Source organism: Micromonospora sp. NPDC047467 (assembly GCF_040643095.1).
Lineage (GTDB): Bacteria > Actinomycetota > Actinomycetes > Mycobacteriales > Micromonosporaceae > Micromonospora.
Genome location: NZ_JBEYTO010000004.1, coordinates 108,384 through 132,585, shown reverse-complemented (window position 1 = coordinate 132,585; position 24,202 = coordinate 108,384). Strand labels below are relative to the sequence as shown.

Here is a 24,202-nt window from a genome sequence, read left to right as displayed (position 1 = left end):
ACTCAGGGCAGGGTCCACTTCTGGTTTGCGGCGGCGTTGCAGGTCCACAGGTGCACGGGGGTGCTGTCTGCGGAGTTGTTGCCGGAGACGTCGAGGCACTTGCCGGACGCCGGGTTGCGTACCGTGCCGTCGGCCTGGGCGGCCCAGTTCTGCGCGCCCGTGCCGTTGCAGGTCCAGAGCTGGATCTTGGTGCCGTCGGCGGTGGCGGCACCGGAGACGTCGAGGCACTTGCCCAACGCCTTGATCGTCGAATTCGGCGTCACCGTCCAGGTCTGTGCCGCACTGCCGTTGCAGGTGTAGAGCTGGACCTGCGTGCCGTCGGCGGTCGCCGCGTTGCGCACGTCCAGGCACTTGCCGGCCAGACCCTTGACCGGGCCGACCCCGCCGGTGGACGGCGTCCCGGTGGTGAGAGTGAACGCGTCCACGTCGTAGAGCGCCCCGGTGCCCGTCCCCGCGAACGTCAGGTAGAGCGTGGTGGTGGCGGTCGGCGGGTTGGTGATCGCCCCGGTGACCGTGGTGAAGGTTTCCCAGCCGCCGGTCACCGGAACGGTGGCCGAGCCGAGGACCGTGCCCGTGGCCGAGCCGGCCCGGACCTGGAGGGTGCCGCCGGCGCCCGCCGAGGAGACCCGGGCGCTGAACGAGGTCACGTTGCCCAACCGGTACGGCTGGAACGCGATCCAGTCGCCGTTGTTGATGTCGCCGACGGTCTTGCCGCCCTCGGCCGGGGTCTTGCTGAACACGTTGACGCCGGACGAGGTGCCGAAGAACTCGGCCTGCCGGTGCCGCGGCGGCAGCGTGTGCTGGGTGTGCGTGGTCAGACCACCGGCGTCGGTGTACTCGGCGTCGAAGATCGCGAAGATGTTCGCCGCGTCGTCGTGCTCACCGTCGACCGGGATCGTGATCGTGCCGGAGCAGCCAGTCGCCGAGGTGATCTGGTGCCCGTGCTGGTCGTGCCCGAGCACGTAGGTCATCTTGACCTTCGTGCAGTCGATCGTGCCGTCCTCCGGGTCGGTGACCGTGATGCTGTAGGGCACCGTGTCTCCGAAGCTGAACAGCTGACCGTTGCCGGGGTTGTTGATGGTCACCGTGGGCGCGGTGTTGCCCACGCTGATCTGCACGCTGCTGCTGCCGGTGGCGCCCTGCGGGTCCCGTACCGTCAGGGTGGCGGTGTAGGTGCCGTTGGTGTTGTAGGTCTTCGTCGGGTTGGCCGCCGTGGAGGTGGTGCCGTCGCCGAAGGCCCACGAGTAGGTCAGCGCCCCACCCTCGGGGTCGGACGAGCCGGCCGAGGAGAACACCACCGTCAGCGGCGCCGCGCCGGAGGTCCTGTTCGCGCTGGCCGAGGCGGTGGGCGCCCGGTTGCCACCGCCTACGTAGTCGAAGCGGTAGAGCGCCGAGTTGGCGTCACCGTTGAAGTAGCCGGTGCCGTAGTCGAGCACGTAGTACGCGCCGTCCGGGCCGAACGCCGAGTCCATCACCTGCTTGCCGACCCACGGGAAGGTGTCGATGGTGCCCCGGGAGCCGTCGGCGTTGACGTGGATCGGCTTGATCCAGCCTCGGCCGAACTCGGTGGCGAAGAACTGCCCGTCGAACGACTGCGGGAACTTCGTGGTGGAGGTCGACGAGGCGTTGTAGCGGTAGACCGGGCCACCCATCGGCGACTCGGAGCCGCCGCCGAACTCGGTGGGGGTGCCGGCGTCGCCGGCGTACCGGATCCAGGCCGGTTGTGCGGGCGGCAGGGTGGCCAGGCCGGTGTTGCGGAACGAGTTGTTGGTCGGCCCGCCGGTGCAGTTGAACTTCGCCCCGGTGCTGTTGCTGGCGAAGTCCCACTCGTTGTACGTCTCGGTGGTGGTGTTGGTGCCGGTGCAGTACGGCCAGCCGTAGTTGCCCGGCGCGGCGACCCGGTTGAACTCCACCTGACCGGACGGCCCACGGGTGGAGCTGGTGGAGCCGGCGTCCGGCCCGTAGTCACCGACGTAGACGACGCCGGTGGCCTTGTCGACGCTGATCCGGAACGGGTTGCGGAACCCCATGGCGTAGATCTCCGGCCGGGTCCTGGCCGTGCCGGGCGCGAACAGGTTGCCCGACGGGATGGAGTACGTCCCGTTCGCGTTCACCTTGATCCGCAGGATCTTGCCGCGCAGGTCGTTGGTGTTGCCGGCGCTGCGCTGGGCGTCGTACCCCGGATTGCGGTTGGTCCGCTCGTCCAGCGGCGAGTAGCCGGCGGACTCGAACGGGTTGGTGTCGTCACCGGTGGACAGGTAGAGGTTGCCGCTGGCGTCGAAGTCGATGTCACCGCCGACGTGGCAGCACAGGCCGCGATCGGCCGGCACGTCGAGCACGTCGACCTTGCTGGCCTGGTTGAGCGTGAAGTCGGCGTTGAGGGTGAACCGGGAGAGGCGGTTCACCCCCTGCCAGGCCGACCAGTTGGTGCCGGTGGCGGGCGCGTCGCCGGTGGGGGTGGACAGCGGCGGGGCGTAGTAGAGGAAGATCTGCCGGTTGCTGGCGAAGCCCGGGTCGACCCCGACGCCCTGCAACCCCTCCTCGTCGTGGGTGTAGACCGACAGGGTCCCGATCACGGTGGTGGTGCCGCCCGCGTCGGTGCGGCGCAGTGTGCCGTTGCGGGCGGTGTGCAGGACGGAGCGGTCCGGCAGCACGGCCAGCGACATCGGCTCGCCCATTTCGGCGACACCGCGGGCCAGCTCGACCTGCTGGAAGTCGGTGGCGTTGATCGTGTGCGCCTGGGCCGGGGTGGGGCCGCCGAGCGCGACGGTGCCGGCCGCGGCCACCAGGAGCAGTGCCGATCCGGCGGAGAACCATCGTCGGGACCGATGTGTGCGAGCGTTCTTCATAGACATCTGTGCCGTCCCTTCCTGACGAGTGACTGCCAGGCCGGGCGCGCGCCGTCGCGCCGGATGCCGTAGCGGTGGTGGTGGGGGTCGTGGGTTACCGCGCCGCCGGTTCACCTCGACGAAACAATGCCGTGCTGGGCACGACACTAAGTTGCAAGTGTCTATGTGTCCATAGCTTCCGGCGATCCACCATCAACTTTCGTCGATCTGATCAAAAGTTGACTGGTCAGGCCCGGCGATCGATCGCCTGCCCGGCCAGCGCGACAAGCGCGACCCGGGCCTCCTCGGTCAGCACCGCGCTGCGCAACGCGGCCAGCGCCGCCGCCGTCCGGACCCGGATCATCTGCTCGATCCGCTCCCGCGCACCCGTGGCCTCGATGATCTCGCGCAGCTCCGCCGCGCCGTCGGCGTCCAGGGAGGGGTTACCGAACAACTCCCGCAGTCGGGCGGTCTGCGACCGGTCAGCGGCGCTGCGCGCCAACGCCATCATCACCGTCGGCTTGCCCTCACGCAGGTCGTCCAGGACCGACTTGCCGGTGACCGCCGGGTCACCGAAGACACCGAGCACATCGTCGCGCAGCTGGAACGCGTCACCCAACGGGTCGCCGAACTCGCCCAGCGCGGCGATCAGTTCCGACCCCGCACCGGCCAGGGCCGCGCCGATCTGCAGCGGCCGGGTCACCGTGTACCGGGCCGCCTTCATCCGGATCACGGTGAGCGCGCTGGCCACCGAGCCGTCGCCCACCCCGGACACCAGATCCAGGTACTCCCCCGCGATCACCTCGGTCCGCATCAACGCGAACACGCCGTACCCCTGGTGCACCTGCTCGGTGTTCAGGCCGCACTCGTGGAACATCTGATCCGACCACGCCGCGCAGAGATCTCCGCAGAGCAGCGCGGTGTTGCGCCCGTACGCCTCGGGGTCGCCGCGCCACGACGAGCGGGCGTGCAGGTCCGCGAAAAGACGGTGCACCGACGGCTCCCCCCGGCGACGGTCACTGCCGTCCAGGATGTCGTCGTGGATCAGCGCGAACGCGTGGAACAACTCCAGCGCCGCCGCGGCCACCACGATCGGGGTGCCGTCGGCCGCCCCCGCGCCACGCCAACCCCAGTAGCAGAAGAGCGGGCGCAGCCGTTTCCCGCCGGCCAGCACGAACCGTTGCAGCGCGGTGAACACCCCACGCGGCGCGCCGTCCGGCCATTCCAGGCCCTGCCGGTCGAGAAACGCGGCCAACTCCGCGTCGAAGCGCGCCCGCAGCCCACTCGCGTCGGTCGGGGTCACGGTTACCGTCACGACCCCTCCCCCGGCCGCTCCGCTGCCCCGTCGCCGGCGCTCAGCCCGGCGAGTTCCAACAGCAGCGCCTTGACCTCCGTGGCCTCGATCCGGTCCCGGGCGGGCGCCGGGTCGGAGCAGAGCAGCACCGGGGCGTCCGCCGGGTCGGTGGGCAGTCGGCCGTGTGAGCCGCGTACCGCCCGCGCGCCGGCGTCCAGGCCGACGGCGCTCATCAGGTAGCGCATGCCGAGCTTCTTACGGGCCAGGGCCACCCCGGCCCGACGCTTGGCCGCGAGCGGCGCGGCCGGGTCGAAGAACAGCTCCGCCGGGTCGTACCCGGGTTTGCGGTGGATCTCGACCAGCCGGGCGAAGTCCGGCGCACGAGCGTCGTCGAGCCAGTAGTAGTAGGTGAACCAGGAGTCCGGCTCGGCCACCAGCACCAGCTCACCGGCGCGCGGATGGTCCAGCCCGTGCGCGGCCTTGCCGTCGGCGTCGAGCACCTCGGCCACACCGGGCAGCCCGGCGCAGAGCTTCGCCACCGTGGGCACGTCGGCCGGGTCCCGGACGTAGACGTGCGCGACCTGGTGGTCGGCGACCGCGAACGCCCGCGACGTCCATGGGTCGAGGTACTCCATATCGGCCTGGGTGTGCACCCGCAGCAGCCCCTCGGCGCGCAGCAGCCGGTTGACGTCCACCGGCCGGGACACGTCGGTGATGCCGTACTCCGACAGCACCACCACCGTGGCGTCGCGGTCACGGGCGGCGTCCAGCAGCGGCCCCAGCACGGTGTCCAGCTCGGCCGCCGCGGCGGCGGCCTGGGCCGACGACGGGCCGAAGCGTTGCAGGTCGTAGTCGAGGTGCGGGACGTAGACCAGGGTGAGGTCGGGTGACACGTCGGCGAGGATCTGCTCGGCCGCCTGGCAGATCCACCGCGACGAGGGCAGCCCGGCCGTCGGCCCCCAGTAGGTGAACAGCGGGAAGGTGCCCAGCCGCCCAGTCAGCGCGTCGTGCAGCTCCGGCGGGTCGGTGTAGCAGTCCGGTTCCTTGCGGCCGTCGGCGTAGTAGACGGGGCGTGGGGTGACCGTCCAGTCGACGTCCGCGCCCATCGCGTACCACCAGCAGACGTTGGCCACGGTGTAGCCCGGCTCGGCCCGACGGGCCGCCTGCCAGAGCTTGTCCCCGCCGACCAGCGCGTTGTGCTGGCGCCACAGCAGCACCTCGCCCAGCTCCCGGAAATACCACCCGTTGCCGACGATGCCGTGCCCGCTGGGCGGCTCGCCGGTGAGGAAGGTGGACTGCACCGAGCAGGTCACCGCGGGCAGCACGGTGCCCAACTCGGCCCGGAAGCCACCGTCGGCGACTCCCCGCAGTCGAGGCATGTGGGCCAGTAGTCGGGGCGTCAACCCCACCACGTCGAGGACCACCAGTCGCCGGCTCATCGCGTCACTCCCATGCTCGCGGATCGCTCTGCGGTCAGGCCGAGGCCGACCAGTTCGTCCCGGGCGAAGGCCAGTTCCGCGGCGATGCCGACGGCCAGCTCCGCGTCGGTGCCGGGCCGCCGGGCCGCCGGCAGCACCCCCCAGGTGTACGTCTCGACGTCGAGGTGGTCGCAGCCGGCGGTCGGGCCGTCGAAGAGCGCTCTCAGGGCCGCGCGGAGCACCGGCAGGGTGGAGCCGAGCGGTTCCTCGGGTGGGGCGTGCAGGGGTACGTGGTAGTGCACCCGCCACGGGCCGGGCAGCGCCGCGTCCAGTGCCGCGTCGAGGTCGTCGGCGGCGTACGTCGGGTCGGCCGGGTCGGCCGCGCCCACGCAGCCGGCGCCCCGGGTCTGGTGCAGGAAGCGCGGCTCCACCCAGCGGCGCAGCGCCTCCGCGTCGCCGGCCGGGTCGGCGGCCTCGACGGCGGCGGAGACCTGCACCTTCACCACGGGCAGACCTGCCGAGCGCAGCCGGTCCAGTGCCGCCGCCGGCTCCTCCCACGCGCAGGCGAGGTGGGCGAGGTCCAGGCAGACGCCCAACCGCTCAGTGTCCATACCGGACAGTAGCGCGGCGGCCTGGCTGGTGCTCTCCACCACACAGCCCGGTTCGGGCTCGAAGCCGACCCGCACCTCGCGGCCGGTGTCCCGCTGCACGGCGGCCAGTCCGGCGGCGAGCTGGTCGAGCCGGCGCCGCGCGGCGTCGGCCCGTTCGGTGCCCCAGGGCTGCCGCCAGGCCAGCGGCAGGGTGGAGATCGAGCCCCGGGCGGCGTCGTCGGGCAGCAGGTCGGCGAGCACCCGGGCAAGATTCAGGGTGTACGTCAGCCGCTGCTCGGTGGTCCAGTCGGGGTAGTACACGTCGTGTTTGACCACCGGCGCCTGGAAGGCCGCGTACGGGAAGCCGTTGAGGGTGACCACCTCCAGCCCACGCGCGTCCAGTTCCGCGCGCAGCCGGCGGCGCAGCGCCGGCTCGGCGGCCAGCTCGGCGGCGACCGGGGCGGCCAGCCACAGGCCGAGCCCGAGCAGGTCGCTGCCGAGCGCCGCGCGGACCGGCACCGCGTAGGTGTCCAGTTGACCGAGGATGCCGGCGAGATCCTCGGCGGGGTGCACGTTGGTGCAGTAGCCGAGGTGGACGGTGTCGCCGCCGGTGTGTCGCAGCCGCATCAGCTACCACCACGCAGGATCGAGTTGCCGGTCTCCGGGTCCACGGCGGCGGGGTCCTCCAGGTCGGTCAGGTCGAGCCGACCGGACTGCCCGTAGAACTCCACCGGGTTGCGCCACAGCACCCGGTCGACGTCGTCGTCGCCGAACCCGGCGGCCAGCATCGCCTCGCCGGTCGCCCGGGTCAGCAGCGGATCGGAGCGCCCCCAGTCGGCCGCCGAATTGACCAGCATCCGTTCCGTGCCGTACTCCCGCAGCAGCTCGACCATCCGCAGCGGGGTCATCTTGGTGTCCGGGTAGATCGAGAAGCCCAGCCAGCAGCCGGTGTCCCGGACCAGCTTGACGGTCACCTCGTTGAGGTGGTCGACGACCACCCGACCCGGGTCGATGCCGGATTCGGCGACCACGGCGAGGGTCCGCTCGACGCCGCGCGCCTTGTCCCGGTGCGGGGTGTGCACCAGCGCCGGCAGGTCGTGCGCCACAGCGAGGGCGAGTTGCGCGGTGAACGCCTCGTCCTCCTCCGGCGTCATCGAGTCGTACCCGATCTCCCCGACCGCCACCACCGCGTCCTTGTCCAGGTAGCGGGGCAGCAGATCGAGCACCGGCCGGCAGCGCGGGTCGTTGGCCTCCTTGGGGTTCAACGCGATGGTGGCGTGGTGCCGCACCCCGAACTGCCCGGCCCGGAACGGCTCCCAACCGATCAGCGAGTCGAAGTAGTCGACGAACGAGGCGGCACTGGTGCGCGGTTGACCCATCCAGAACGCCGGCTCCACCACCGCGCGGACGCCAGCGGCGGCCATCCGTTCGTAGTCGTCCGTGGTACGCGAGGTCATGTGGATGTGGGGGTCGAAGATACGCATCACGCCTCCGTGGGGGTGGGCCGGTCGACGGTGCCGGTCCCGCCGCTGTGCGCGGTGAGCCGGTCGAGCAGGGCGGTGGCGTCGGCGGGCAACTCCCGGCCGGCGGCGTGCCGCTCGGCGGCGAGCGCGGCAAGCATCGCGGCGAGTTCCCCGTCGGCGCGGCTGTCCAGGTCGGCGACGACGGCCAGCGGCACCCCGCTGAACACGCACTTGAGCACCGCCTGCCGCCAGGCAGCCGGGTCGAGGTGCCGGGCGTACGGGCCGAGGGCCGCGGCGACCAGCCGGGTGTCGTTGGTGCGGATCGCGTCGTGCAGCAGCGGCACCCCCTCAGCGCCGATCGGCAGCAGTGGCAGGGCCCGCAGCACGGCCCGCCGCTCGGCCGCGTCGCCGTGCTGGTAGAGGGCGTCGGCGTAGGCCGCGTGCTCGCCGGGCAGGGCGGTGAGCAGCAGCACCCGGGCCGCGTCGTCGGCGGTCCAGCCGGGGGCGTCGGGCAGGTCGGCCCGGCCGCAACGCCGGCCGGCGGCCGGGAAGAGCCGGCTGATCGCCGTGGGCTCGGCCGCGACCCGGCGCAGCGCCGCCTCCAGCCATTCGGGATCGGGTACGCCCCGCAGCGCGGCCCGTAATGAATCCGGTGTCATCCCGTCTCCTCCCCTTGTGCTGCTCCCGGTGCCCCGCCAGCCTTTGCTCTGCACCTATATCTGCACCGGGGCCTCTTTGGCGGGTGTCGCCTTGGCGGGTGCAGAGCAAAGGGTGCGGGCAGGGTCGCAATCGGTAGCGGCGGCGGCGCGCAGGAATTCGATGGACCGGGCGGCCACGGCCGGCGCGGCGTGCGAGTCCCGGGGTAGCTCCACGGCCACCAGCCCGCCGTAGCCGGCCTGCGCCAGGGCGGCCAGCACCGGCGGGAAGTCGATCTCACCGGTGCCGAACTCCAGGTGCTCGTGCACGCCCCGGCGCATATCGTCGATCTGCACGTTGACCAGGTGCTCGGCCACCTCGGCGACGCACTGCGGCACCGGCCACGGCTCCAGGCAGCGGCAGTGTCCGATGTCGAGGGTGATGCCGAAGCGGGCCGGTGAGCCGAGCGCGGCGCGGAGGCGACGCCAGTCCGCGATGTCCTGCACCAGCATTCCGGGCTCCGGTTCGAAACCCAGGGTGATGCCGGCGGCGTCGGCGGCGTCGACGACGGTGGCGCACCCGGCGACCAGCCGGTCCCAGGCGCACTGCTGCGACACCGCCTCGGGGCGTACGCCGGCCCAGAAGGAGACCGCCTCCGCGCCGAGATCGGCACCGATCCGGACGGCCCGCCGCAGGAACTCGATCCGCCGGGTCGGGTCGTCGTGCAGCAGCGTCGGGGCGTGCTTGTGCCACGGGTCGAGCAGGTAACGGGCACCGGTCTCGATCACCAGCCCGAGGCCGAGCGCGCTCAGCCTCCGGCCGAGCGCGGCGACGCGGCGGGTCAGCCCCGGCGCGAACGGGTCGAGGTGGTCGTGGTCCAGGGTGAGCGCCACCCCGTCGTACCCGAGGTCGGCGATGACAGCGAGCGCGTCGTCGAGCCGGTGGTTGGCGAAGCCGTTCGTGCCGTACCCGAGGCGCAGGGTCGTCGCGTCGCTCGGTGGAGCGCTCGGTGGAGCGGGTCGGGCCTGGGGAACGGTCATGTCGGGGACACCTTCCGGGCCAACCGGCGACCCAGCGGCGCCGCCGCCGCGACGGCCAACCCGAGCAGACCGGCACCGCCGCGTGCGGTGAGCGCTCCCTGAAGGGCGGGCAGGCCGGTGATCCCGGCGCCAACGGCGGCGCGAACCTTCCCGGCCGACGGGTCCCGGACCACCTCGACCTGGGCCGCGCCGTAGCGGGCCGCGTACCACCCGGCCAGCACGGCGGGCAGCACGGCCGCGATCCCGGGCAACCCGGTCCGGCTCGCGCGCAAACCGGCCTGGTCGGGGGTCCGGGCCTGGTCGGGGGTTCGGGCCCGGTCGGCGGTTCGGGTGGCTGCGCGCCGGATGCCGGGACCGGCGACGGCGGCGCTGGCGGCGACCAGGGCGGTGCCGGCCAGCGTACGCATCGGAAGGGCGGCGTCGGCGCCGGTGACCTCCCGGCGGGACAGCGCGGTGACCGTCCAGGTGTGCGCGGCGACGGTCGCCGCCGCCGGCAACGCCCGGGTCACCCGGCCGCCGGACGCGCCGAGCAGCACGTCCAGCCCTCGGCAGGCGGCCATCACGGCGGGGCCGGCGGCCGTGTTCTTGGCCAGCAGGTCGTACCCCCAGATGGTGGCGGCCAGCGGCACGGCGAGCGCGGCGGCGCGGCGACCGCCCACGGCGGCGGCCAGGCCCACCCCGGCGGCGGTGAGGCCGGCGGCGAGACCGACCGCGGCGGCCGGGGTGACGCGGCCACTGGGGATCGGCCGCTCGGGCCGTTCGACGGCGTCCAGCCGCCGGTCCGCCCAGTCGTTGGCGGCCATGCCGGCCCAGTAGAGCAGCACCGACGCGCCGGCCAGGGCCGGGGTACGCGGGCTCAACGCGCCGGCCGCCGCCGCTCCGGCGACCACATCCCCGGGAACCGAGAGCGCGGCCGGCGCCCGGACCAGTTCGGCCAGATCAGCGAGCGTGGTCATGGGAACCGTCCAGGCCGGCGTGCAGTCGCTGCGTGAAGTCGGTCAGCCGGGCCCACTGCTCGGCCAGCGAGTGGGTGGGCGCACCGAGCGGATCCTTGAAGAAGAAGCCCAGATCGGCCAGCGGCCCGACGTGCCCGGCGGCGTGCGCGGCCGCGGTGAGCCGGGCCAGGTCGAGCACCAGCGGCGCGGCCAGCGCGGAGTCACAGCCGTGCCAGGTGAACTCCATCCGCATCCCGGTGCCGAGGAAACCGGCGAACGTGATCAGATCCCAGGCGGTCTTGAAGTCGCCCAACTCCTCGACGTACTCGATCCGGGTGCCGCCCTGCGGCAGGTAGCCCAGCGTCTCGCCGAGCACCCGCTGCTTGCTCTGCACCTTGGCCGCGTTGGCGGCCGGGTCGGCGAGGGTCGCGCCGTCGCCACCACCCAGCAGATTCATCCCGGACCAGGAGCGCACCGCCAGGTTGCGCATCGCGAACATCGGCGCGAGCACCGACTTGACAAGCGTCTCCCCGGTCTTGCCGTCGTGCCCGGCGTACGGCAGCCGGGCCTGCTCGGCCAGCGCGGTCAGCGCCGGCAGCCGCAGCCCGGTCGACGGGGTGAAGTCGACGTACGGGCAGCCGGCCAGCAGCGCGGCGTACCCGTAGAGGGAACTGGGTGGCAGCACGTCGTCCGGGCCGGCGACGGCGGCGCTCAGCGCGGCCGGGTCGGCGTGCCCGGGGTGCGGTGGCGGGGCCGGCTCGGTGGCCGAGACGTTGACCATCACCACCCGGTCCAGCCGGTGCCGCGCACGGAAGTCGGTGAGGTCACGGACCACGGCGGCGACCCGGTCTGCCTGGGTGACGCCGGTCGGGGCCGGGCGCAGCTCCTGCTCGACGGCGGCCATCTCGTCGCCGAGCGCCGCGACCAACCGACCCGGTATCACGCCGCTCTCGGCCAGCGCCTCGGCGCGCTTGCACAGCGGCGTGGTCGCCAGGTCGTGCCCGCCGAAGACCAGGTCGGCGAAGGACGGCAGGGCGGGGCCGCGCAGCTCCGGCAGCTCGGTGACGCAGCCGGTGGGCCCGGCCAGGCCGGCCCGCAGCGCGAGCCCTCCGACGATGCTGGTGGTCGCGACCGAACCGCGCGCTCCTACCAGCCAGACACCTGTTCGCATGGTGCTCCTTCCCGTCCAGGAGGAACCGTCGGTGCAATCAAATATAGGAATATCAGAATATTTTCGGAAAAGATACGGCCTTGATGGATGGGCCCCGCCCACCCGCCCCGCACCGGAAACGACGCCGGATTCCGGCGTCGGCGTCGGCGGCGACGACGACGGACCGGCTCCCGACACAGGTACGGGCAGACGGGGCTGGCAGGCAGGGTCGGGTCGGCGTCTCGACCCTGCCTCCCCCGCATCCGGCCGGCCGGGGCGTTGGCGCGCCCCGACCGGACGTCTCAGGCCGACGAAGCCGTTCTCCGGCTCGCCGGTGTGGTGGCGGTCCTCCGGTGTGGCCGGGGAATCCCGGTCCGGCCACACCAGACAACCGTCCTGCTCGTGCGCCACCGGGCCGTCAGGCCCGGCCGCACACTCTCCGGTGTCGACCTCGTCCCGGCCGCGGGGCGCAAACCGCGGCCGGTCCCTCGCCGGTCGGCTCCGGAAAGCCGGTAGGGCGACGGCGGCGCGAACACCGCCGTCGCGGATGGTCAGGGGTCAGACGGCCGCCGCGGTCAGCGCCGGCTCCACCTCTGTCCAGGTGGATCCAACCTCCGCCGAACGTGTCACCGCGTCCAGCACCAGCTGGACCTGCAACGCGTCGGCGAAGGACGGAGCCGGGTCGGCGCCCGTGGCGATCGCCTCGATGAAGTCGCGCATCTGGTGGGTGAAGGAGTGCTCGTAGCCGATGATGTGGCCGGGCGGCCACCACGCCGACATGTACGGGTGCTCGCCCTCGGTCACCAGAATCCGGCTGAAGCCCTGCTCCAGGGCGGGCCGGGTGGCGTCGTAGTACTCCAACTCGTTGAGCCGTTCCAGGTCGAAGACCACACTGCCCAGCGAGCCGTTGATCTCGACACGCAGAGCGTTCTTCCGACCGGTGGCGAACCGGCTCGCCTCGTACGTGGCCAGGGCGCCACCGTCGAGCCGGGCCACGAAGATCGCGGCGTCGTCGACGGTGACCGGCCCGGTGGGCGAGCCGTTGGCGTCGGCCGAGCCGCTGCCGTCCACCGTGGCCGCCAACCCGCTCGACGCGGCCGGCAGCGGTCTCTCCTTGATGAAGGTCTCGGTGACCGCGCTGACGCCGGTGATCCGCTGGCCGGTGACGAACTGCGTCAGGTCGATGATGTGTGCACCGATGTCACCGAGCGCGCCGGAGCCCGCACGGTCCTTCTGCAACCGCCAGACCAGCGGGAACTGCGGGTCCACGATCCAGTCCTGCAGGTACGTCGCTCGGACGTGCCGAATCACCCCGAGTCGTCCGTCGGCGACCATCTGACGCATCATCGTGACCGCCGGCACCCGACGGTAGTTGAACCCGCACATCGACCTCGCCCCCGCGGCCCGGGCTGTGGCCGCCGCAGCGGTCATCGCCCGTGCCTCGGCCACCGTGTTGGCCAACGGCTTCTCGCACAGGACGTGCTTGCCGGCAGCCAACGCGGCGAGGGCGATCTCGGCATGGCTGTCGCCCGGGGTGCAGATATCGACCACGTCGATGTCGTCCCGGTTGATCAGGTCACGCCAGTCTGTCGTGTACGCGTCCCAGCCGAGCCGGTTGGCGGCATCCGCCACCTGCCCGGAGTCCCGGCCGCAGATCAGCGCCATCCTGGCCCGCGCCGGCAGGTCGTACACGCGGTTCACGGTGCGCCACGCCTGTGAGTGCGCGGCGCCCATGAACGCGTAGCCGACCATGCCGACCCGCAGTTCTTTGTCTGTCGTGGACAAGGTGGGTCTCCCCCCGGTATGTCAGAACCCGAGCTTGTCGTAGCTGCTCGCGTTCTCCTTGGTGATCGTCTCGGAGGCGAGGGTCACGTCCTTGGGAACCTGCAGCTCCGTCAGGTCGCCCATGCCCCGGCCCTGCGCGATGAGCCGCGCCAGGGAGATCGCCGACGAAGCCATCGACGGGTTGTAGGTGACAGTGGCCTTGAGCACGGTGTTGTCGGCCTTGATGGCGTCGATCGCAAGCTTGGAGCCAGCGCCGCCGACCATGAAGAACTCGGAGCGGTTGGCCTGCTTGATGGCGGCGAGCACACCGATGCCCTGGTCGTCGTCGTGGTTCCAGATCGCGTCGATCTTCGGCAGCGCCTGGAGCAGCTGGGACGCCTCGCGCTGACCGCTGTCCGAGGTGAACTCGGCCGAGCGCCGGTTGCTCACCTTGAACCCGTAGGTCGCCAGGGCCGCCTTGAAGCCCTCGCTGCGCTCGACGGTCAGCGGGATCTCCAGACCGGCGATCTCACCGATGATCGGGTTGGCGACGCCCTTGTCCTTGAGCTGCTTGCCGATGAAGTGCCCGGCCGAGACGCCCATGCCGTAGTTGTCGCCCTTGATCACCAGCCGCGAGGCCAGCGCGTCGGGGAAGGCCCGGTCGAGGTTCACGATCGGGATGCCCGCCTGCATCGCCTGGAGGGCAACGGCGTTGACCTCCTTGCCGTCGTGCGGCAGCACGACGATGATGTCCGGCTTCTGGGCGATCAGCGTGCCGAGCGTGGAGCGCTGGGCCTCGGAGTTCGACCCACCGTCGACCTCCTTGAACTCCACGTCCGAGTAGGCCGCGGCCTGAGCCTTGGCGTTGGCGTGGATCGCGCCCATCCAACCGTGGTCGGCGGCGGGAGCCGAGAAGCCGATGACGACCTTCTTACCCGGGGCGTTGTTGCCGGCGCCGTCACCGGCGGCCTTGGTCTGGGTACTGGCCGCCGGGGTCTCGTTGCTGGTGCAGGCGGTGAGCAGTGTGGCGGCGCCGACGGCGGCCCCACCGAAGAGCAGCCGGCGGCGCGACAGGTCGCGGCTGTGCTGGGTCATGACGACCTCCTGGGAGCGGTTTTGAGTGGTGAAGGGTGTGCGGGGCCCGGCCACTGTCGAAATGGATCGACGTCGCCCGGGACAAACGGTGCGGTGCGTCAGGTTGCGGTGGTGACCCTGTTCCGCGCGAGGAGCCGAGTGAAGGACTTGTACTGGAACTGCTGGACCAGGACGGCCGCGACGATGATGCCGCCCTTGACCATGTTCTGCGCCTCGATGGAGAGGCCGTTGATGGCGAAGAGATTCGTGATCGTGGCGAAGATGATGACGCCGAGCAGCGAGCCGACGATCGTGCCCCGGCCACCGCTGAGCAGCGTGCCGCCGATGATCGCGGCGGCGATCGCGTCCAGCTCGTAGAGGTTGGCCATCGCCGCCTGGGCCGAGGTGGCCTGGGAGGTGAGCATGATGGCGGCGATGCCGCAGCAGAGACCGGAGAGCGCGTAGAGCAGCATGGTGTGGCGGCGGACGTTGATGCCGGCGAGCCGGGCCGCCTCCGGGTTGCCACCGACGGCGATGGTCCGCCGGCCGAAGGTCGTCCGGTTGAGCAGGATCCACCCGGCCAGCACCACCGCGCCGAGGATGTAGACGAGGATCGGGATGCCGAGCACCTTGCGCGCCGCGATGTCGTTGATGAACGTGCTGCTCGACACCTGGGTCTGCTTGTTGGAGATCGACGCCGCGAGCCCACGTGCGGCGACCAGCATCGCGAGCGTCGCGATGAAGGGCACCAACCGCCCGTACGAGATGAGCACGCCGTTGACCAGGCCGACGCAGATGCCGACCACGATGGCCGTGAAGATCATGCCGCCGGCGCCGTAGCTCTGGGTGGCGACCGTGGTGCACCAGACGCCCGCCAGCGCGACGATCGCGCCGACCGACAGGTCGATCCCTCCGCCGATGATCACGAAGGTCATGCCGACCGTCACCACGCCGACGACCGAGGCGAGCTGGAGGATGGCCAGGATGTTGTTCCAGACCCAGGTCGGATCGCCGTACAGGTCGGGCTTGGTGACCACACCGACCACGATGAGCGCGGCCAGCACCCCGATCAGACCGAGGTTGCGCTTGGCGCCGTCGCCGCCGTCCCCCCGCCACCAGGAGAGCCGACCCGCGGATCCTGCCTTGTCGCTGGCCACCGCCGTCTCCGCCGGGTCCACCGGCGGCGACTGCGCCGGAAGCTGCGGGCGCTCCGGTGTCGCGGTGGGAGTGGGAGTCGCGTCGCTCATGCCGGTGCGCCTTCCATCAAGGACCCCGCCATCACGAGGTCGAGCACAGTGTTCTCGTCGAGTTCGCCGGCCGGGGCCTCGCGGACGACCCGCCCCTCCCGCATAACCAGCACCCGGTCGGCCAGACCGAGCACCTCGGGCACCTCACTGGAGACCAGCAACACCCCGACGCCCTGCGCCGCCAACGCCCGGATGACCTGGTAGAGCTCCGCCCGCGCGCCCACGTCCACGCCCCGGGTGGGCTCGTCGAGCAGCAGCAGCTTGGTGCCGCCGAGCAGCCAGCGCCCGACCACCACCTTCTGCTGGTTACCGCCGGAGAGCGTCCGCACCGGCCGGTTGACGTCCCGGGGCCGCAGCTCCAGGCTCTCGGCGATCCGGTTCGCCTCGGCGCGTTCCCTGCTGGCGTCGGTGAAGCCGAGCCGCGCGTACCGGCTGAAGGTGGCCAGCGTGACGTTGCGGAAGATCGGTTCGCCGAGCAGCAGCGCCTGGCTCTTACGCTCCTCCGGGGCCATTCCCATGCCGGCCCGGACCGCCGCGCCGACACCGGGACGCAGCGCCCGCCCCTCCATCCGCACCGTGCCGGCCTCCGCGAGGCGGGCACCGTAGATCGTCTCCAACAGCTCCGAACGACCCGAACCCACCAGGCCGGCGACGCCGACGATCTCGCCCGCACGCACGGTCAGCGAGACGTCGGCGAACTCACCGGGACGGGTCAGACCCTCCACCTGGAGCAACTCCGCGCCGAGCGTGTCGTCCGTCGGCCGGTCCGGGAAGACGTACTCGATGGTGCGGCCGGTCATCCGGCTCACCAGATCGCGGGTCGGTGTGTCGCGCGCCGGCAGGTTCGCCGCCGTGGTCCGACCATCCTTGAGTACGGTGACCCGGTCGCCGATCTCGCGGATCTCCTCCAGCCGGTGGGAGATGTAGATGACCGCGATGCCCTGCGCGGTCAGCTCGCGGATGATCCGGAACAGGTTGCCGACCTCGTCATGGGCCAGCACCGCGCTCGGCTCGTCCATGATGATCAGTCGAGCCTCGTGCGACAGCGCCCGCGCCATGCTGACGATCTGCTTGCCGGCGGCCGGCAACGACCGGACCATCCGCCCCGGCGGGATCTCGCCGTGGCCGAGCCGACCGAGAATCTGCCGGGTGTGCCGGGCCACCCGGCCCCGCCGCACGAACCCGAAGCTGCGGTGCTCGTGGCCGAGGAAGGCGTTCTCCGCCACCGACAGGTCCTCGACCAGGTCGAGCTCCTGATAGATGGTGGCGATGCCGGCGCGCATCGCGGCCTGCGGGTTGGCGAACGTCGCCGGCTCACCGCGCCATTCGACCAACCCCGAATCCGGTCGATGGACTCCGGAGAGAACCTTGATGAGAGTGGACTTGCCGGCGCCGTTTTGGCCGAGCAGGCAGTGCACCTCGCCGGCCCGCACCTCCAACTGCACGCCGTCCAGGGCGCGTACCCCCGGGAAGGTCTTGACCACATCGGTGAGGCGCAGGACCACCTCGCCCACGACGGTGTCGGCGGGTGCCTCCACCAGCGGCGCCTCGGCGTCGGCGTCCGCCGACCCGGTGCCGGCGACGGACTCATCAGGATGGACCACAGGCTCCTCCTCGCTCACCGGCTCACTCACGACGCTTCCCCGAATGCGACATCGCTGGCGAGCACGGCCGCGCCGGCGACACCCGCCCGGCCGCCAAGCTCGGACAGCACGACGGGCAGGTTGCCGGTGGCCAGGGGCAGCGACCGGCGGTAGACCACGCTGCGGATCTCGGCGAGCAGGATGTGCCCGAGCTGGGCCAACCCGCCGCCGATGACGATCATCGACGGGTTGGTGAAGCTGACCAGGCCGGCGAGCACTCCGCCGACCCGCCGCCCGCCGTCACGGATCAGTTGGATGCAGGTCGTGTCCCCCTCGACGGCGCCCTCGGCGACGTCCAGTGCGGTCACCGCACCCCGCAGACCCAGACGCTCGGCCAGCGCCGGCGACGCCCCGCTGCGTGCGGCGGCGGCGGCGTCCTTGGCCAACGCGGCACCGCTGAACAGGGCCTCCAGGCAACCGACGTTGCCGCAGGAGCACATCGGCCCGTGGGCGTCGACCTGGATGTGGCCGATGTCCCCGGCGCAGCCGTCGGTGCCCCGGTAGACCTCGCCGGTGAGGTAGATGCCGCACCCGATGCCGGTGCCGATCTTCACGAAGAGGAAGTCGTCCACCGAGTGGGCCACCCCGCCGTGACGCTCGCCGATCGCCATGATGTTGACGTCGTTGTCGACCACCGCCGGGCAGCCGTGCTCCCGGCTGAGCAACTCGCGCACCGGGAAGCGGTCCCATCCGGGCATGATGGGCGGCGAGACCGGTACGCCGTCGCGGAAGCTGACCGGCCCCGGCACCCCGATGCCCACCGCGTCCAACCGCTCGTACGCGCCGTCGACCCGGGCCTTGTGCAGCAGCTCGTTGACCCGTTGCAGGGTCACCTTGGGTCCGTTGCGGATGTCGGCCGCCTCGGCGTAGTGGGCCACCGGTTCGAGGCGGCCGTTGACCACCTCGATGTCGATCGAGCTGGCGCCCAGGTCGACGCCCGCGAAGCGCAGCTTCGGGTTCAGCTCGACCAGGGTGGATCGACGCCCGCCGCGCGACGCGGCGAGGCCGGCCTCGGCGACGTAGCCCAGGGCCACCAGGCGATCCAACTCGGCCAGGAGCCGGGGGCGGGGCATCTGGAGCCGGTCGCCCAACTCGGCGCGGGACACGGCCCCCTCGTCGCGGAGCAACCGCAACAGTCGGACGTGCAGGGGCTCGACGGTCCGCACCGGACTCACCTCTTCGACCTCGTTCACATCGACGCAACGTCGAGGTGTTGTGTCCGACACAGTAGGAGCGTTCCGTACCGCGTGTCCAGAGCTTCGGCCGATCTGGTCCCCAACTTCTGTCCGAAGGAACAAAAGCTACTAGTCGATCAAGGAAAGAATGACCGAAAGTTCTTGTCCGCTCGCGGTCCGCACCCGACGCCGGGCAGAAAACCGCCCCACCACCCGATCTGCGGGTGGTGGGGCGATAGCGGGCAGGTCAGTGACTGCCTGCCGCGTTCCGCTTCTTGCGAAGCTTGCGGTCGTCGCGCAGCTCGACGTACGGCTCGTCGTCGGCGGGGTGGCCCGCCTCGATGGCCCGACCACGCTCCAACTCGGCATCGAACTCCGCGCCCAGCAAGATCGCGATGTTGCTCAGCCAGAGCCAGACCAAAAAGATGATCACGCCGGCCAGCGCCCCGTACGTCTTGTTGTACGAGCCGAAGTTGCTCACATAGAGCGCGAACAGCCCCGAGATCACCAGCCAGATCACCACGGCCAGCACGCCACCCGGGCTGACCCAGCGGAACCCGCCGTGCCGGGCGTTCGGCGAGGCCCAGTAGAGGATCGCGAACATCAGGCTGACCAGGATCAGCAGCACCGGCCACTTGGCGATGTCCCACACCGTGACCGCTGTCGAGCCGAGGCCGACCAAATCCCCGACCGCCTCGGCGAGACGGCCGGTGAAGACCACGATCACCGCGCTGGCCAGCAGCAGCACCCCGATCACCGCGGTCACGCCCAGCCGGATCGGCAGCGTCTTCCAGATCGGCCGCCCCTCGGGCACGTCGTAGATGGTGTTCGAGGCGCGCATGAACGCGCCGATGTAACCGGACGCGGACCAGAACGCGGCCACCAGACCGATGATCGCCGCGAGGCTGGCCAGGCCGCCGTTGTCCTGCGCGGTGCCGATCGCGTCGTTGATGATCTTCTGGATGCTGTCGTTCGGCACCGCCTGGTCGACGGTGTCCCGGACGCCGTCGGTGGCACTTTCGCCGAGCAGGCCGAGGAGGGAGATCAGCACCAGCAGCCCCGGGAAGATGGACAGCACGCCGTAGTAGGTCAGCGCCGCCGCCCAGTCGGTCAGGCTGTCGTCCTGGAACTCGCTGACCGTCCGGCGCAGTGCCGCCTTCCAGCCGCTGCCGGGCAGGTCGGTGGGGCTGTCCGGGCCAGCGTCAGGGCCGACCGGCCCGCTGCCGGAATCACGCTCCTGCTCCCGGTGGGCGGAAGACTCGTCCGAGGCCATCGCCCCTCCTCATCGTCGGTGGTGTCGCCTCCGACATGCCCCGTGGACGGCGGCGGATAACCCCTACCGGTAGAGGAACCTGCCCATCCGGCGCGAGGCCACCAGCAGGCCGATCGCCAGCATCACCAGCAGGTAGAGCACGTCGAGCAGCCAGGACCAGCCGCCGACGCCGAGCGTGACACCGCGGATCAGGTGCACCGCCCGGTACAGCGGCGTGATCTCGATCAGCCAGTGCAGCAGGGTCGGGTACGCCTGCGCCGGCACGAACGTGCCCGAGAAGAGGAACAGCGTGAACTGGCCGGCGGCCATCAGGTCGAAATCCTGCCAGCTGCGCATGAACGTGGACAGCGCCATGCCGAGCCCGCCGAACGCGAACCCGACCAGCACCGCGGCCGGAAGGGCGGTCAGCGCACGGGCGACGGTGGTCAGATCCAGCGCGACCATCACCGCGAGGAACGCCGCCGAGTAGGCGCTGCCCCGCAACATCGCCCAGCTCAGCTCACCCAGGGCGATCTCGAACGGCCGTACCGGGGTGGCGATCATCCCGTCGTACAGCTTCATGTACTTCATCTTGCCGAAGAAGTTGAAGGTGGTCTCCGCGAGCGCCCCGGTCATCGCGGAGGCGGCCAGCATCGCCGGCGCCACGAACTCGGCGTACGACACCAGCCGCCCGTCGGGCAGCGGCAGGTCGCCGACCAGTGACCCGACACCCACCCCGATGGACAGCAGGTAGAGCAGCGGCTCCAGGAAGCCCGAGAGCAGCAGCAGCCAGTAGACCGACTTCAGCGCCGCCACATTGCGCTCGACCACTGAGCCCGACCGCCGGGACGCGGCCGAGACGTCGACCAGCCGGGGCAGAACCAGCGTGATCACGAAGCCTCCCTAGACGACGAGCTTGCGGCGGAACGCCCGCAGCGCCAGCAGCCAACCGGCGAGCGACCACGCCCCCAGGTAGAGCAGGTGCCCGACGACCGACCACTGTGGGGCGACGCCGAGCGTGGCCGCGCGGCACAGGTCGACGGCGTGCCACAGCGGCGTTACGTACGCCAGCCAGCGCAGCGCGTCGGGCAGCGACTCGACCGGGAAGAACACCCCGGCGAAGAGCGTCATCGGGATGACCGCGAACCGGAACAGCATCGCCAGCCAACTGTCGGTGGACACCGACGCGGTGAACGCGAAGGTCGGCCCGGCCACGGCCAGCGCGAGCAGCGCCACCACCGGCAGGGTCGCCACCGCCCATGGGGACCGCAACGCCCCGAACAACCCGGTGACCAGCAGAAACGCCACGATCGTGGTGAGCACCCGGAACAGCACGAAGGCCAGGTGCCCGGCCAGGATGTCGCCCACCCGCAGCGGCGAGGCGCTCTGCGCGAAATAGGTCTTGACCCACTGGAAGTTGCTGAACACCGGCCATGTCGAGTCGCCGACGGTCCCCTGCAACGCGGTCGAGGCGATCAGCCCGGGGACCAGCCAGTCGAGGTAACGCACCCCACCGACGCCCTGGTCGATGTAGGCGCCGACGCCGAGCCCGAACCCGAGCACGGTGAGCACCGGCAGCAGGAACGAAGAGAACACCCCCGCCCGCCAGGTGCGTCGCAGACCCACCAGGTAGTGCTCGAACACGGCGAACGCCGCCACCCGTGGCAACCCCGGCCGAACGCGCTCCCGCGTCGATCCCGCCACGCCCACCACGACCACCCCGCCCCCGCCATGCCGACCGCCACGATCTGTCTACCTCCGGGGTACGACAGACCGCCGGTCACCCTACGACGACCCCGGCGGCGTGTCGCTCGGGTTTCGGGTGGCGGCACCACGTGCAAGCGGCGGGTCAACGCGATGATCCACTCCACATCGGCGATGTGGCGCCATCCCGCCGCCCGGACACCCCCGTGTCGGCGACCTGGAGTCGATCAGGCCGCGCGGACGGCGGCGGACCCGACGAACGCGCGCCAGGCGTCGGGCGTGAAGACCAGCGCCGGCCCACCCGGGTCCTTCGAGTCGCGGACGGCCACCACGCCCGGGAGGTTGTCGGCCACCTCCACACAGTTGCCGCCATCCGGGCCGCTACGGATGCTCTTACGCCACCGGGCGCCGGTCAAATCCATGTCTCCGCCACTTCCGCCATTAGATCGAGGGACTGCCTGTGCGATAGTGCCTCACCGCGAATGGACTCCCACACCTCGACCATCTGACGGACGTACTCGGCACGGTCAATGACCTGTCCGTGGCGCTGGCCAGCGAGGTAGACAAGATCATCCCCCTGCGACGAACTAGCGATCACAAATGGTCCCCCGAGGCCAGCGTAAGCACCGGCAGGGGTTGGCACTACCTGGATTCGAACCCGGGGGAACGCCGAGGCGAGTTTTACGAGGTGCTGAATTTGCTCGCGCATGACCCCCGGCCCGCCGACAGTGCGGCGCAGCACGTACTCGTCGATTACGGCAGTGAGCAGCGGAGGCCGGTCGCGGGTGAGCAGTCCCTGACGGTCCAGTCGGGTTGCCACCTGTTGCTCGACTTCGTCCGGCGCGAACAACCCGCCACCGGTCAGTAGTGCGCGAGCGTACCCCTCGGTCTGCAACAGACCTGGCACACACAGCGGCTCGAACGAGCGCAGGGCCGTCGTTTCCTGCTCGATGCCGGCCCAGTCGCGGAACCACGGCACCACGGCCTCCCGGCTGATCCGCCGCTGGATGCGCTCGAACCGGCCGTCGGTGGCGAACACGACGTCACACCGACGCGCGAAGTCCAGACTCGGCCGGCGCTCGGACGTCTCCACCTTGGCGACCAACGCACCCGAATAGCTCAACGCCTCGGCCAGCGCCGCCTGTGACATGCCACCTGCGGCCCGCGCCAGCCGCAACTCCTCCGCGAAGTGCTCCAGCATGGACGAACTCTCCACGGACAGCCTCCGTACATCCTCGTACCGCGCCGGGCCGATCGTCGTACGCGCTGGTCGTCGGCGTGCGGAACCTCCCACCGTAGTCGGGTCCTCACCAGACTGTCACGCAGCGGAACCGCTCACGGGATCGGACGGCGGGCGGAACCAGGCCGGGAGCGTCCCGTGACCACATGGTCCGGGGCGCTCCCACTCATCCGATGGAGGTTCCCTCGTGCGACTCCGGTTCTGGCGATGCCACCGCCCGTCCCCACCCGCCGCGCTTCCCCGACGTACGCCCACAGAGCTTCCGAGCTGGGCGACCGCCCCGACCGAGGTCTTCCCGCTCGACGGGCCGGGTCGCCCGGGCCGGCTGACCCGGGCGCAGCAGTGGCGGGCGAACGGAGGTCGTGGGTCGACTCCGGGTCGGGACGCGCACTGATGCCTCGCTACGAGCCGCACGTGGCGGCACGCCCGTCCTGGCGGTGCCGGGTCTGCGGCGCCGCATGGCCCTGCTCGCCCGCTCGTCTGGCGCTGCTCGGCGAGTATCGCGAGAACCGGACCGGCCTGCTCATCTACCTCGCCACGCTGCTCAACGAGGCGACCGGCGACCTCGCGGGACAGGACCGGCTGACCGACCGCTTCCTCACCTGGGCCAGAGCCCGCTGAATCATGGTCGTTGGCAGCTCAGCAGGACGAGACGTCGCGAGGACTCCTGCTGGGCTGCCGACGATCGGCGGGCAGCCCGTCAGTCGACCAGGGTGCGGCCGGTCAGGTGCAGGAAGACGTCTTCCAGGCCGCTGCGGCGCACCAACACGTTGGCCGGGTTGAGCCCCAACGCGGAGACCTCGGTGACCGCCGCGTCGCCGTCGGGCACGTAGAGCAGAACCCGGTCGGGCAGCACCTCGACCCGCTCCCCCAGCCCGGCGAGCTTGCCCGCGAACGGCTCCTGCGACTCGGCGGCGAAGCGCAACTCGACCACCTCACGGGTGGAGTGCTGCTCGATCAACGCCCGGGGTGAGCCCTCGGCGACGATCCGCCCGCCGTCCATCACGACCAGTCGGTCGCAGAGCTGCTCGGCCTCGTCCATGTAGTGCGTGGTGAGCACCAGCGTGACGCCCTGCTGCTTGAGCCGGAACAGCCGCTCCCACACCAGGTGCCGGGCCTGTGGGTCGAGCCCGGTGGTCGGCTCGTCGAGCAGCACGATCGCCGGGTCGTTCACCAGGGCGCGGGCGATGGTGAGCCGGCGTTTCATCCCGCCGGAGAGCGGCTCGACCTTGCTGTCGGCCCGCTCGGTGAGCTGGACGAAATCGAGCAGCTCGGCGGCCCGCTCCCGGGCCGCCCGGCGCGAGATGCCGAAGTAGCGGGCGTAGACGGTGAGGTTTTCCCGGACCGTCAGCTCCGGGTCGAGATTGTCCATCTGTGGGCACACGCCGAGCCGCGCCCGGATCGCCGGCCCGTCGCGGACCGGATCCAGGTCGAGGATGCGCAGGTCACCGCCGCTCGGCGGGGAGGTGCAGCCGATCATCCGCATGGTGGAGGACTTGCCGGCGCCGTTGGGCCCGAGGAAGCCGAACGCCTCACCCGAGCGCACGTCGACGTCGATGCCGTCCACGGCGGTGAAGTCGCCGAACCGCTTCACCAGCCCCCGAGCCTGAATCAGCGATCGCCCCGAAGTCACCGCCCGACCCTAACGCCGAGCTCCGACACCCTCCACGCAAATTCCAGGCCGCCCGCCCCAAGCCCCGCCGATCTTGCACTTTTGGTCGCCGATTCGGACGGAATTTTCCCTTATGT

21 protein-coding genes are annotated in these 24,202 nt (G+C 71.3%); 1 reads left to right on the top strand and 20 read right to left on the bottom strand.

Annotated features, from left to right (window positions below; genetic code table 11):
* Positions 1 to 2 precede the first annotated feature (2 nt).
* The 19 genes from ABZ780_RS13145 to ABZ780_RS13055 all read right to left on the bottom strand — a co-directional run bounded on the left by ABZ780_RS13145 (position 3) and on the right by ABZ780_RS13055 (position 22,414).
* On the bottom strand, positions 3 to 2,855 hold the full coding sequence (locus ABZ780_RS13145) for a PQQ-dependent sugar dehydrogenase (protein WP_357011673.1): 2,853 nt from the start codon (positions 2,853 to 2,855) through the stop codon (positions 3 to 5).
* Between the two features lie 220 nt (positions 2,856 to 3,075).
* Positions 3,076 to 4,143 carry a polyprenyl synthetase family protein gene (locus tag ABZ780_RS13140; protein ID WP_357011671.1) on the bottom strand — a complete coding sequence of 356 codons (1,068 nt, stop codon included), beginning with the start codon at positions 4,141 to 4,143 and terminating at the stop codon, positions 3,076 to 3,078.
* Positions 4,140 to 5,561: a nucleotide pyrophosphatase/phosphodiesterase family protein gene (locus ABZ780_RS13135; RefSeq protein WP_357485972.1), complete on the bottom strand. Its 1,422-nt coding sequence runs from the start codon at positions 5,559 to 5,561 to the stop codon at positions 4,140 to 4,142. Before ABZ780_RS13135 ends, ABZ780_RS13140 begins: the two co-directional genes overlap by 4 nt.
* On the bottom strand, positions 5,558 to 6,757 hold the full coding sequence (eboE, locus tag ABZ780_RS13130) for a metabolite traffic protein EboE (protein ID WP_357485970.1): 1,200 nt from the start codon (positions 6,755 to 6,757) through the stop codon (positions 5,558 to 5,560). Before eboE ends, ABZ780_RS13135 begins: the two co-directional genes overlap by 4 nt.
* Positions 6,757 to 7,614: a TatD family hydrolase gene (locus ABZ780_RS13125; protein WP_357485968.1), complete on the bottom strand. Its 858-nt coding sequence runs from the start codon at positions 7,612 to 7,614 to the stop codon at positions 6,757 to 6,759. Before ABZ780_RS13125 ends, eboE begins: the two co-directional genes overlap by 1 nt.
* Positions 7,614 to 8,252 carry an EboA domain-containing protein gene (locus ABZ780_RS13120; protein ID WP_357011663.1) on the bottom strand — a complete coding sequence of 213 codons (639 nt, stop codon included), beginning with the start codon at positions 8,250 to 8,252 and terminating at the stop codon, positions 7,614 to 7,616. Before ABZ780_RS13120 ends, ABZ780_RS13125 begins: the two co-directional genes overlap by 1 nt.
* Before the next feature lie 54 nt (positions 8,253 to 8,306).
* Complete coding sequence (locus tag ABZ780_RS13115) at positions 8,307 to 9,269, bottom strand: sugar phosphate isomerase/epimerase family protein (protein ID WP_357485967.1); 963 nt, start codon at positions 9,267 to 9,269, stop codon at positions 8,307 to 8,309.
* Positions 9,266 to 10,225, bottom strand: coding sequence for an SCO3242 family prenyltransferase (locus ABZ780_RS13110; protein WP_357485965.1), 960 nt, complete (start codon positions 10,223 to 10,225; stop codon positions 9,266 to 9,268). The genes ABZ780_RS13115 and ABZ780_RS13110 overlap by 4 nt, the downstream gene beginning before the upstream one ends.
* Entirely contained in the window at positions 10,209 to 11,375 is a 1,167-nt protein-coding gene (locus ABZ780_RS13105; protein ID WP_357011657.1) for an inositol-3-phosphate synthase, read from the bottom strand. The genes ABZ780_RS13110 and ABZ780_RS13105 overlap by 17 nt, the downstream gene beginning before the upstream one ends.
* Before the next feature lie 537 nt (positions 11,376 to 11,912).
* Complete coding sequence (locus tag ABZ780_RS13100) at positions 11,913 to 13,139, bottom strand: Gfo/Idh/MocA family oxidoreductase (RefSeq protein ID WP_357011655.1); 1,227 nt, start codon at positions 13,137 to 13,139, stop codon at positions 11,913 to 11,915.
* A gap of 21 nt (positions 13,140 to 13,160) precedes the next feature.
* Positions 13,161 to 14,213 carry a substrate-binding domain-containing protein gene (locus ABZ780_RS13095; protein WP_357011652.1) on the bottom strand — a complete coding sequence of 351 codons (1,053 nt, stop codon included), beginning with the start codon at positions 14,211 to 14,213 and terminating at the stop codon, positions 13,161 to 13,163.
* A gap of 98 nt (positions 14,214 to 14,311) precedes the next feature.
* Entirely contained in the window at positions 14,312 to 15,439 is a 1,128-nt protein-coding gene (locus ABZ780_RS13090; protein ID WP_357011650.1) for an ABC transporter permease, read from the bottom strand.
* Entirely contained in the window at positions 15,436 to 16,944 is a 1,509-nt protein-coding gene (locus ABZ780_RS13085; RefSeq protein ID WP_357486394.1) for a sugar ABC transporter ATP-binding protein, read from the bottom strand. Before ABZ780_RS13085 ends, ABZ780_RS13090 begins: the two co-directional genes overlap by 4 nt.
* Positions 16,945 to 17,069: 125 nt before the next feature.
* Complete coding sequence (locus tag ABZ780_RS13080; RefSeq protein ID WP_357011648.1) at positions 17,070 to 18,248, bottom strand: ROK family protein; 1,179 nt, start codon at positions 18,246 to 18,248, stop codon at positions 17,070 to 17,072.
* 256 nt (positions 18,249 to 18,504) lie between these two features.
* Positions 18,505 to 19,530 (bottom strand): YihY/virulence factor BrkB family protein, encoded by a 1,026-nt coding sequence (locus tag ABZ780_RS13075; RefSeq protein WP_357485963.1) that lies wholly within the window; start codon positions 19,528 to 19,530, stop codon positions 18,505 to 18,507.
* A 63-nt stretch (positions 19,531 to 19,593) separates the two neighbouring features.
* Positions 19,594 to 20,403, bottom strand: a complete 810-nt coding sequence (locus ABZ780_RS13070) for an ABC transporter permease (RefSeq protein ID WP_357485961.1) — start codon at positions 20,401 to 20,403, stop codon at positions 19,594 to 19,596.
* Positions 20,404 to 20,412: 9 nt separating this feature from the next.
* Complete coding sequence (locus tag ABZ780_RS13065; RefSeq protein WP_357486392.1) at positions 20,413 to 21,213, bottom strand: ABC transporter permease; 801 nt, start codon at positions 21,211 to 21,213, stop codon at positions 20,413 to 20,415.
* Between the two features lie 227 nt (positions 21,214 to 21,440).
* Positions 21,441 to 21,635, bottom strand: coding sequence for a DUF397 domain-containing protein (locus tag ABZ780_RS13060; protein WP_357011643.1), 195 nt, complete (start codon positions 21,633 to 21,635; stop codon positions 21,441 to 21,443).
* Positions 21,626 to 22,414, bottom strand: a complete 789-nt coding sequence (locus ABZ780_RS13055) for a helix-turn-helix transcriptional regulator (protein WP_357011641.1) — start codon at positions 22,412 to 22,414, stop codon at positions 21,626 to 21,628. The genes ABZ780_RS13060 and ABZ780_RS13055 overlap by 10 nt, the downstream gene beginning before the upstream one ends.
* Before the next feature lie 432 nt (positions 22,415 to 22,846).
* On the opposite strand from ABZ780_RS13055, the gene ABZ780_RS13050 reads away from it, so the two are divergent.
* Entirely contained in the window at positions 22,847 to 23,074 is a 228-nt protein-coding gene (locus tag ABZ780_RS13050) for a flavin reductase (RefSeq protein WP_357011639.1), read from the top strand.
* 79 nt (positions 23,075 to 23,153) lie between these two features.
* On the opposite strand, the gene ABZ780_RS13045 is transcribed toward ABZ780_RS13050, so the two are convergent.
* On the bottom strand, positions 23,154 to 24,086 hold the full coding sequence (locus tag ABZ780_RS13045; RefSeq protein WP_357011637.1) for an ABC transporter ATP-binding protein: 933 nt from the start codon (positions 24,084 to 24,086) through the stop codon (positions 23,154 to 23,156).
* Between the last annotated feature and the right edge of the window lie 116 nt (positions 24,087 to 24,202).

Excerpts from the sequence above, each read along its gene's own strand:
- ABZ780_RS13145 (WP_357011673.1), bottom strand. The coding sequence starts at position 2,855 with ATGTCTATGAAGAACGCTCGCACACATCGGTCCCGACGATGGTTCTCC.
- ABZ780_RS13135 (WP_357485972.1), bottom strand. The coding sequence starts at position 5,561 with ATGAGCCGGCGACTGGTGGTCCTCGACGTGGTGGGGTTGACGCCCCGA.
- eboE (WP_357485970.1), bottom strand. The coding sequence starts at position 6,757 with ATGCGGCTGCGACACACCGGCGGCGACACCGTCCACCTCGGCTACTGC.
- ABZ780_RS13125 (WP_357485968.1), bottom strand. The coding sequence starts at position 7,614 with ATGCGTATCTTCGACCCCCACATCCACATGACCTCGCGTACCACGGAC.
- ABZ780_RS13120 (WP_357011663.1), bottom strand. The coding sequence starts at position 8,252 with ATGACACCGGATTCATTACGGGCCGCGCTGCGGGGCGTACCCGATCCC.
- ABZ780_RS13115 (WP_357485967.1), bottom strand. The coding sequence starts at position 9,269 with ATGACCGTTCCCCAGGCCCGACCCGCTCCACCGAGCGCTCCACCGAGC.
- ABZ780_RS13110 (WP_357485965.1), bottom strand. The coding sequence starts at position 10,225 with ATGACCACGCTCGCTGATCTGGCCGAACTGGTCCGGGCGCCGGCCGCG.
- ABZ780_RS13105 (WP_357011657.1), bottom strand. The coding sequence starts at position 11,375 with ATGCGAACAGGTGTCTGGCTGGTAGGAGCGCGCGGTTCGGTCGCGACC.
- ABZ780_RS13095 (WP_357011652.1), bottom strand. The coding sequence starts at position 14,213 with ATGACCCAGCACAGCCGCGACCTGTCGCGCCGCCGGCTGCTCTTCGGT.
- ABZ780_RS13090 (WP_357011650.1), bottom strand. The coding sequence starts at position 15,439 with ATGAGCGACGCGACTCCCACTCCCACCGCGACACCGGAGCGCCCGCAG.
- ABZ780_RS13075 (WP_357485963.1), bottom strand. The coding sequence starts at position 19,530 with ATGGCCTCGGACGAGTCTTCCGCCCACCGGGAGCAGGAGCGTGATTCC.
- ABZ780_RS13060 (WP_357011643.1), bottom strand. The coding sequence starts at position 21,635 with ATGGATTTGACCGGCGCCCGGTGGCGTAAGAGCATCCGTAGCGGCCCG.
- ABZ780_RS13055 (WP_357011641.1), bottom strand. The coding sequence starts at position 22,414 with ATGCTGGAGCACTTCGCGGAGGAGTTGCGGCTGGCGCGGGCCGCAGGT.
- ABZ780_RS13050 (WP_357011639.1), top strand. The coding sequence starts at position 22,847 with ATGCCTCGCTACGAGCCGCACGTGGCGGCACGCCCGTCCTGGCGGTGC.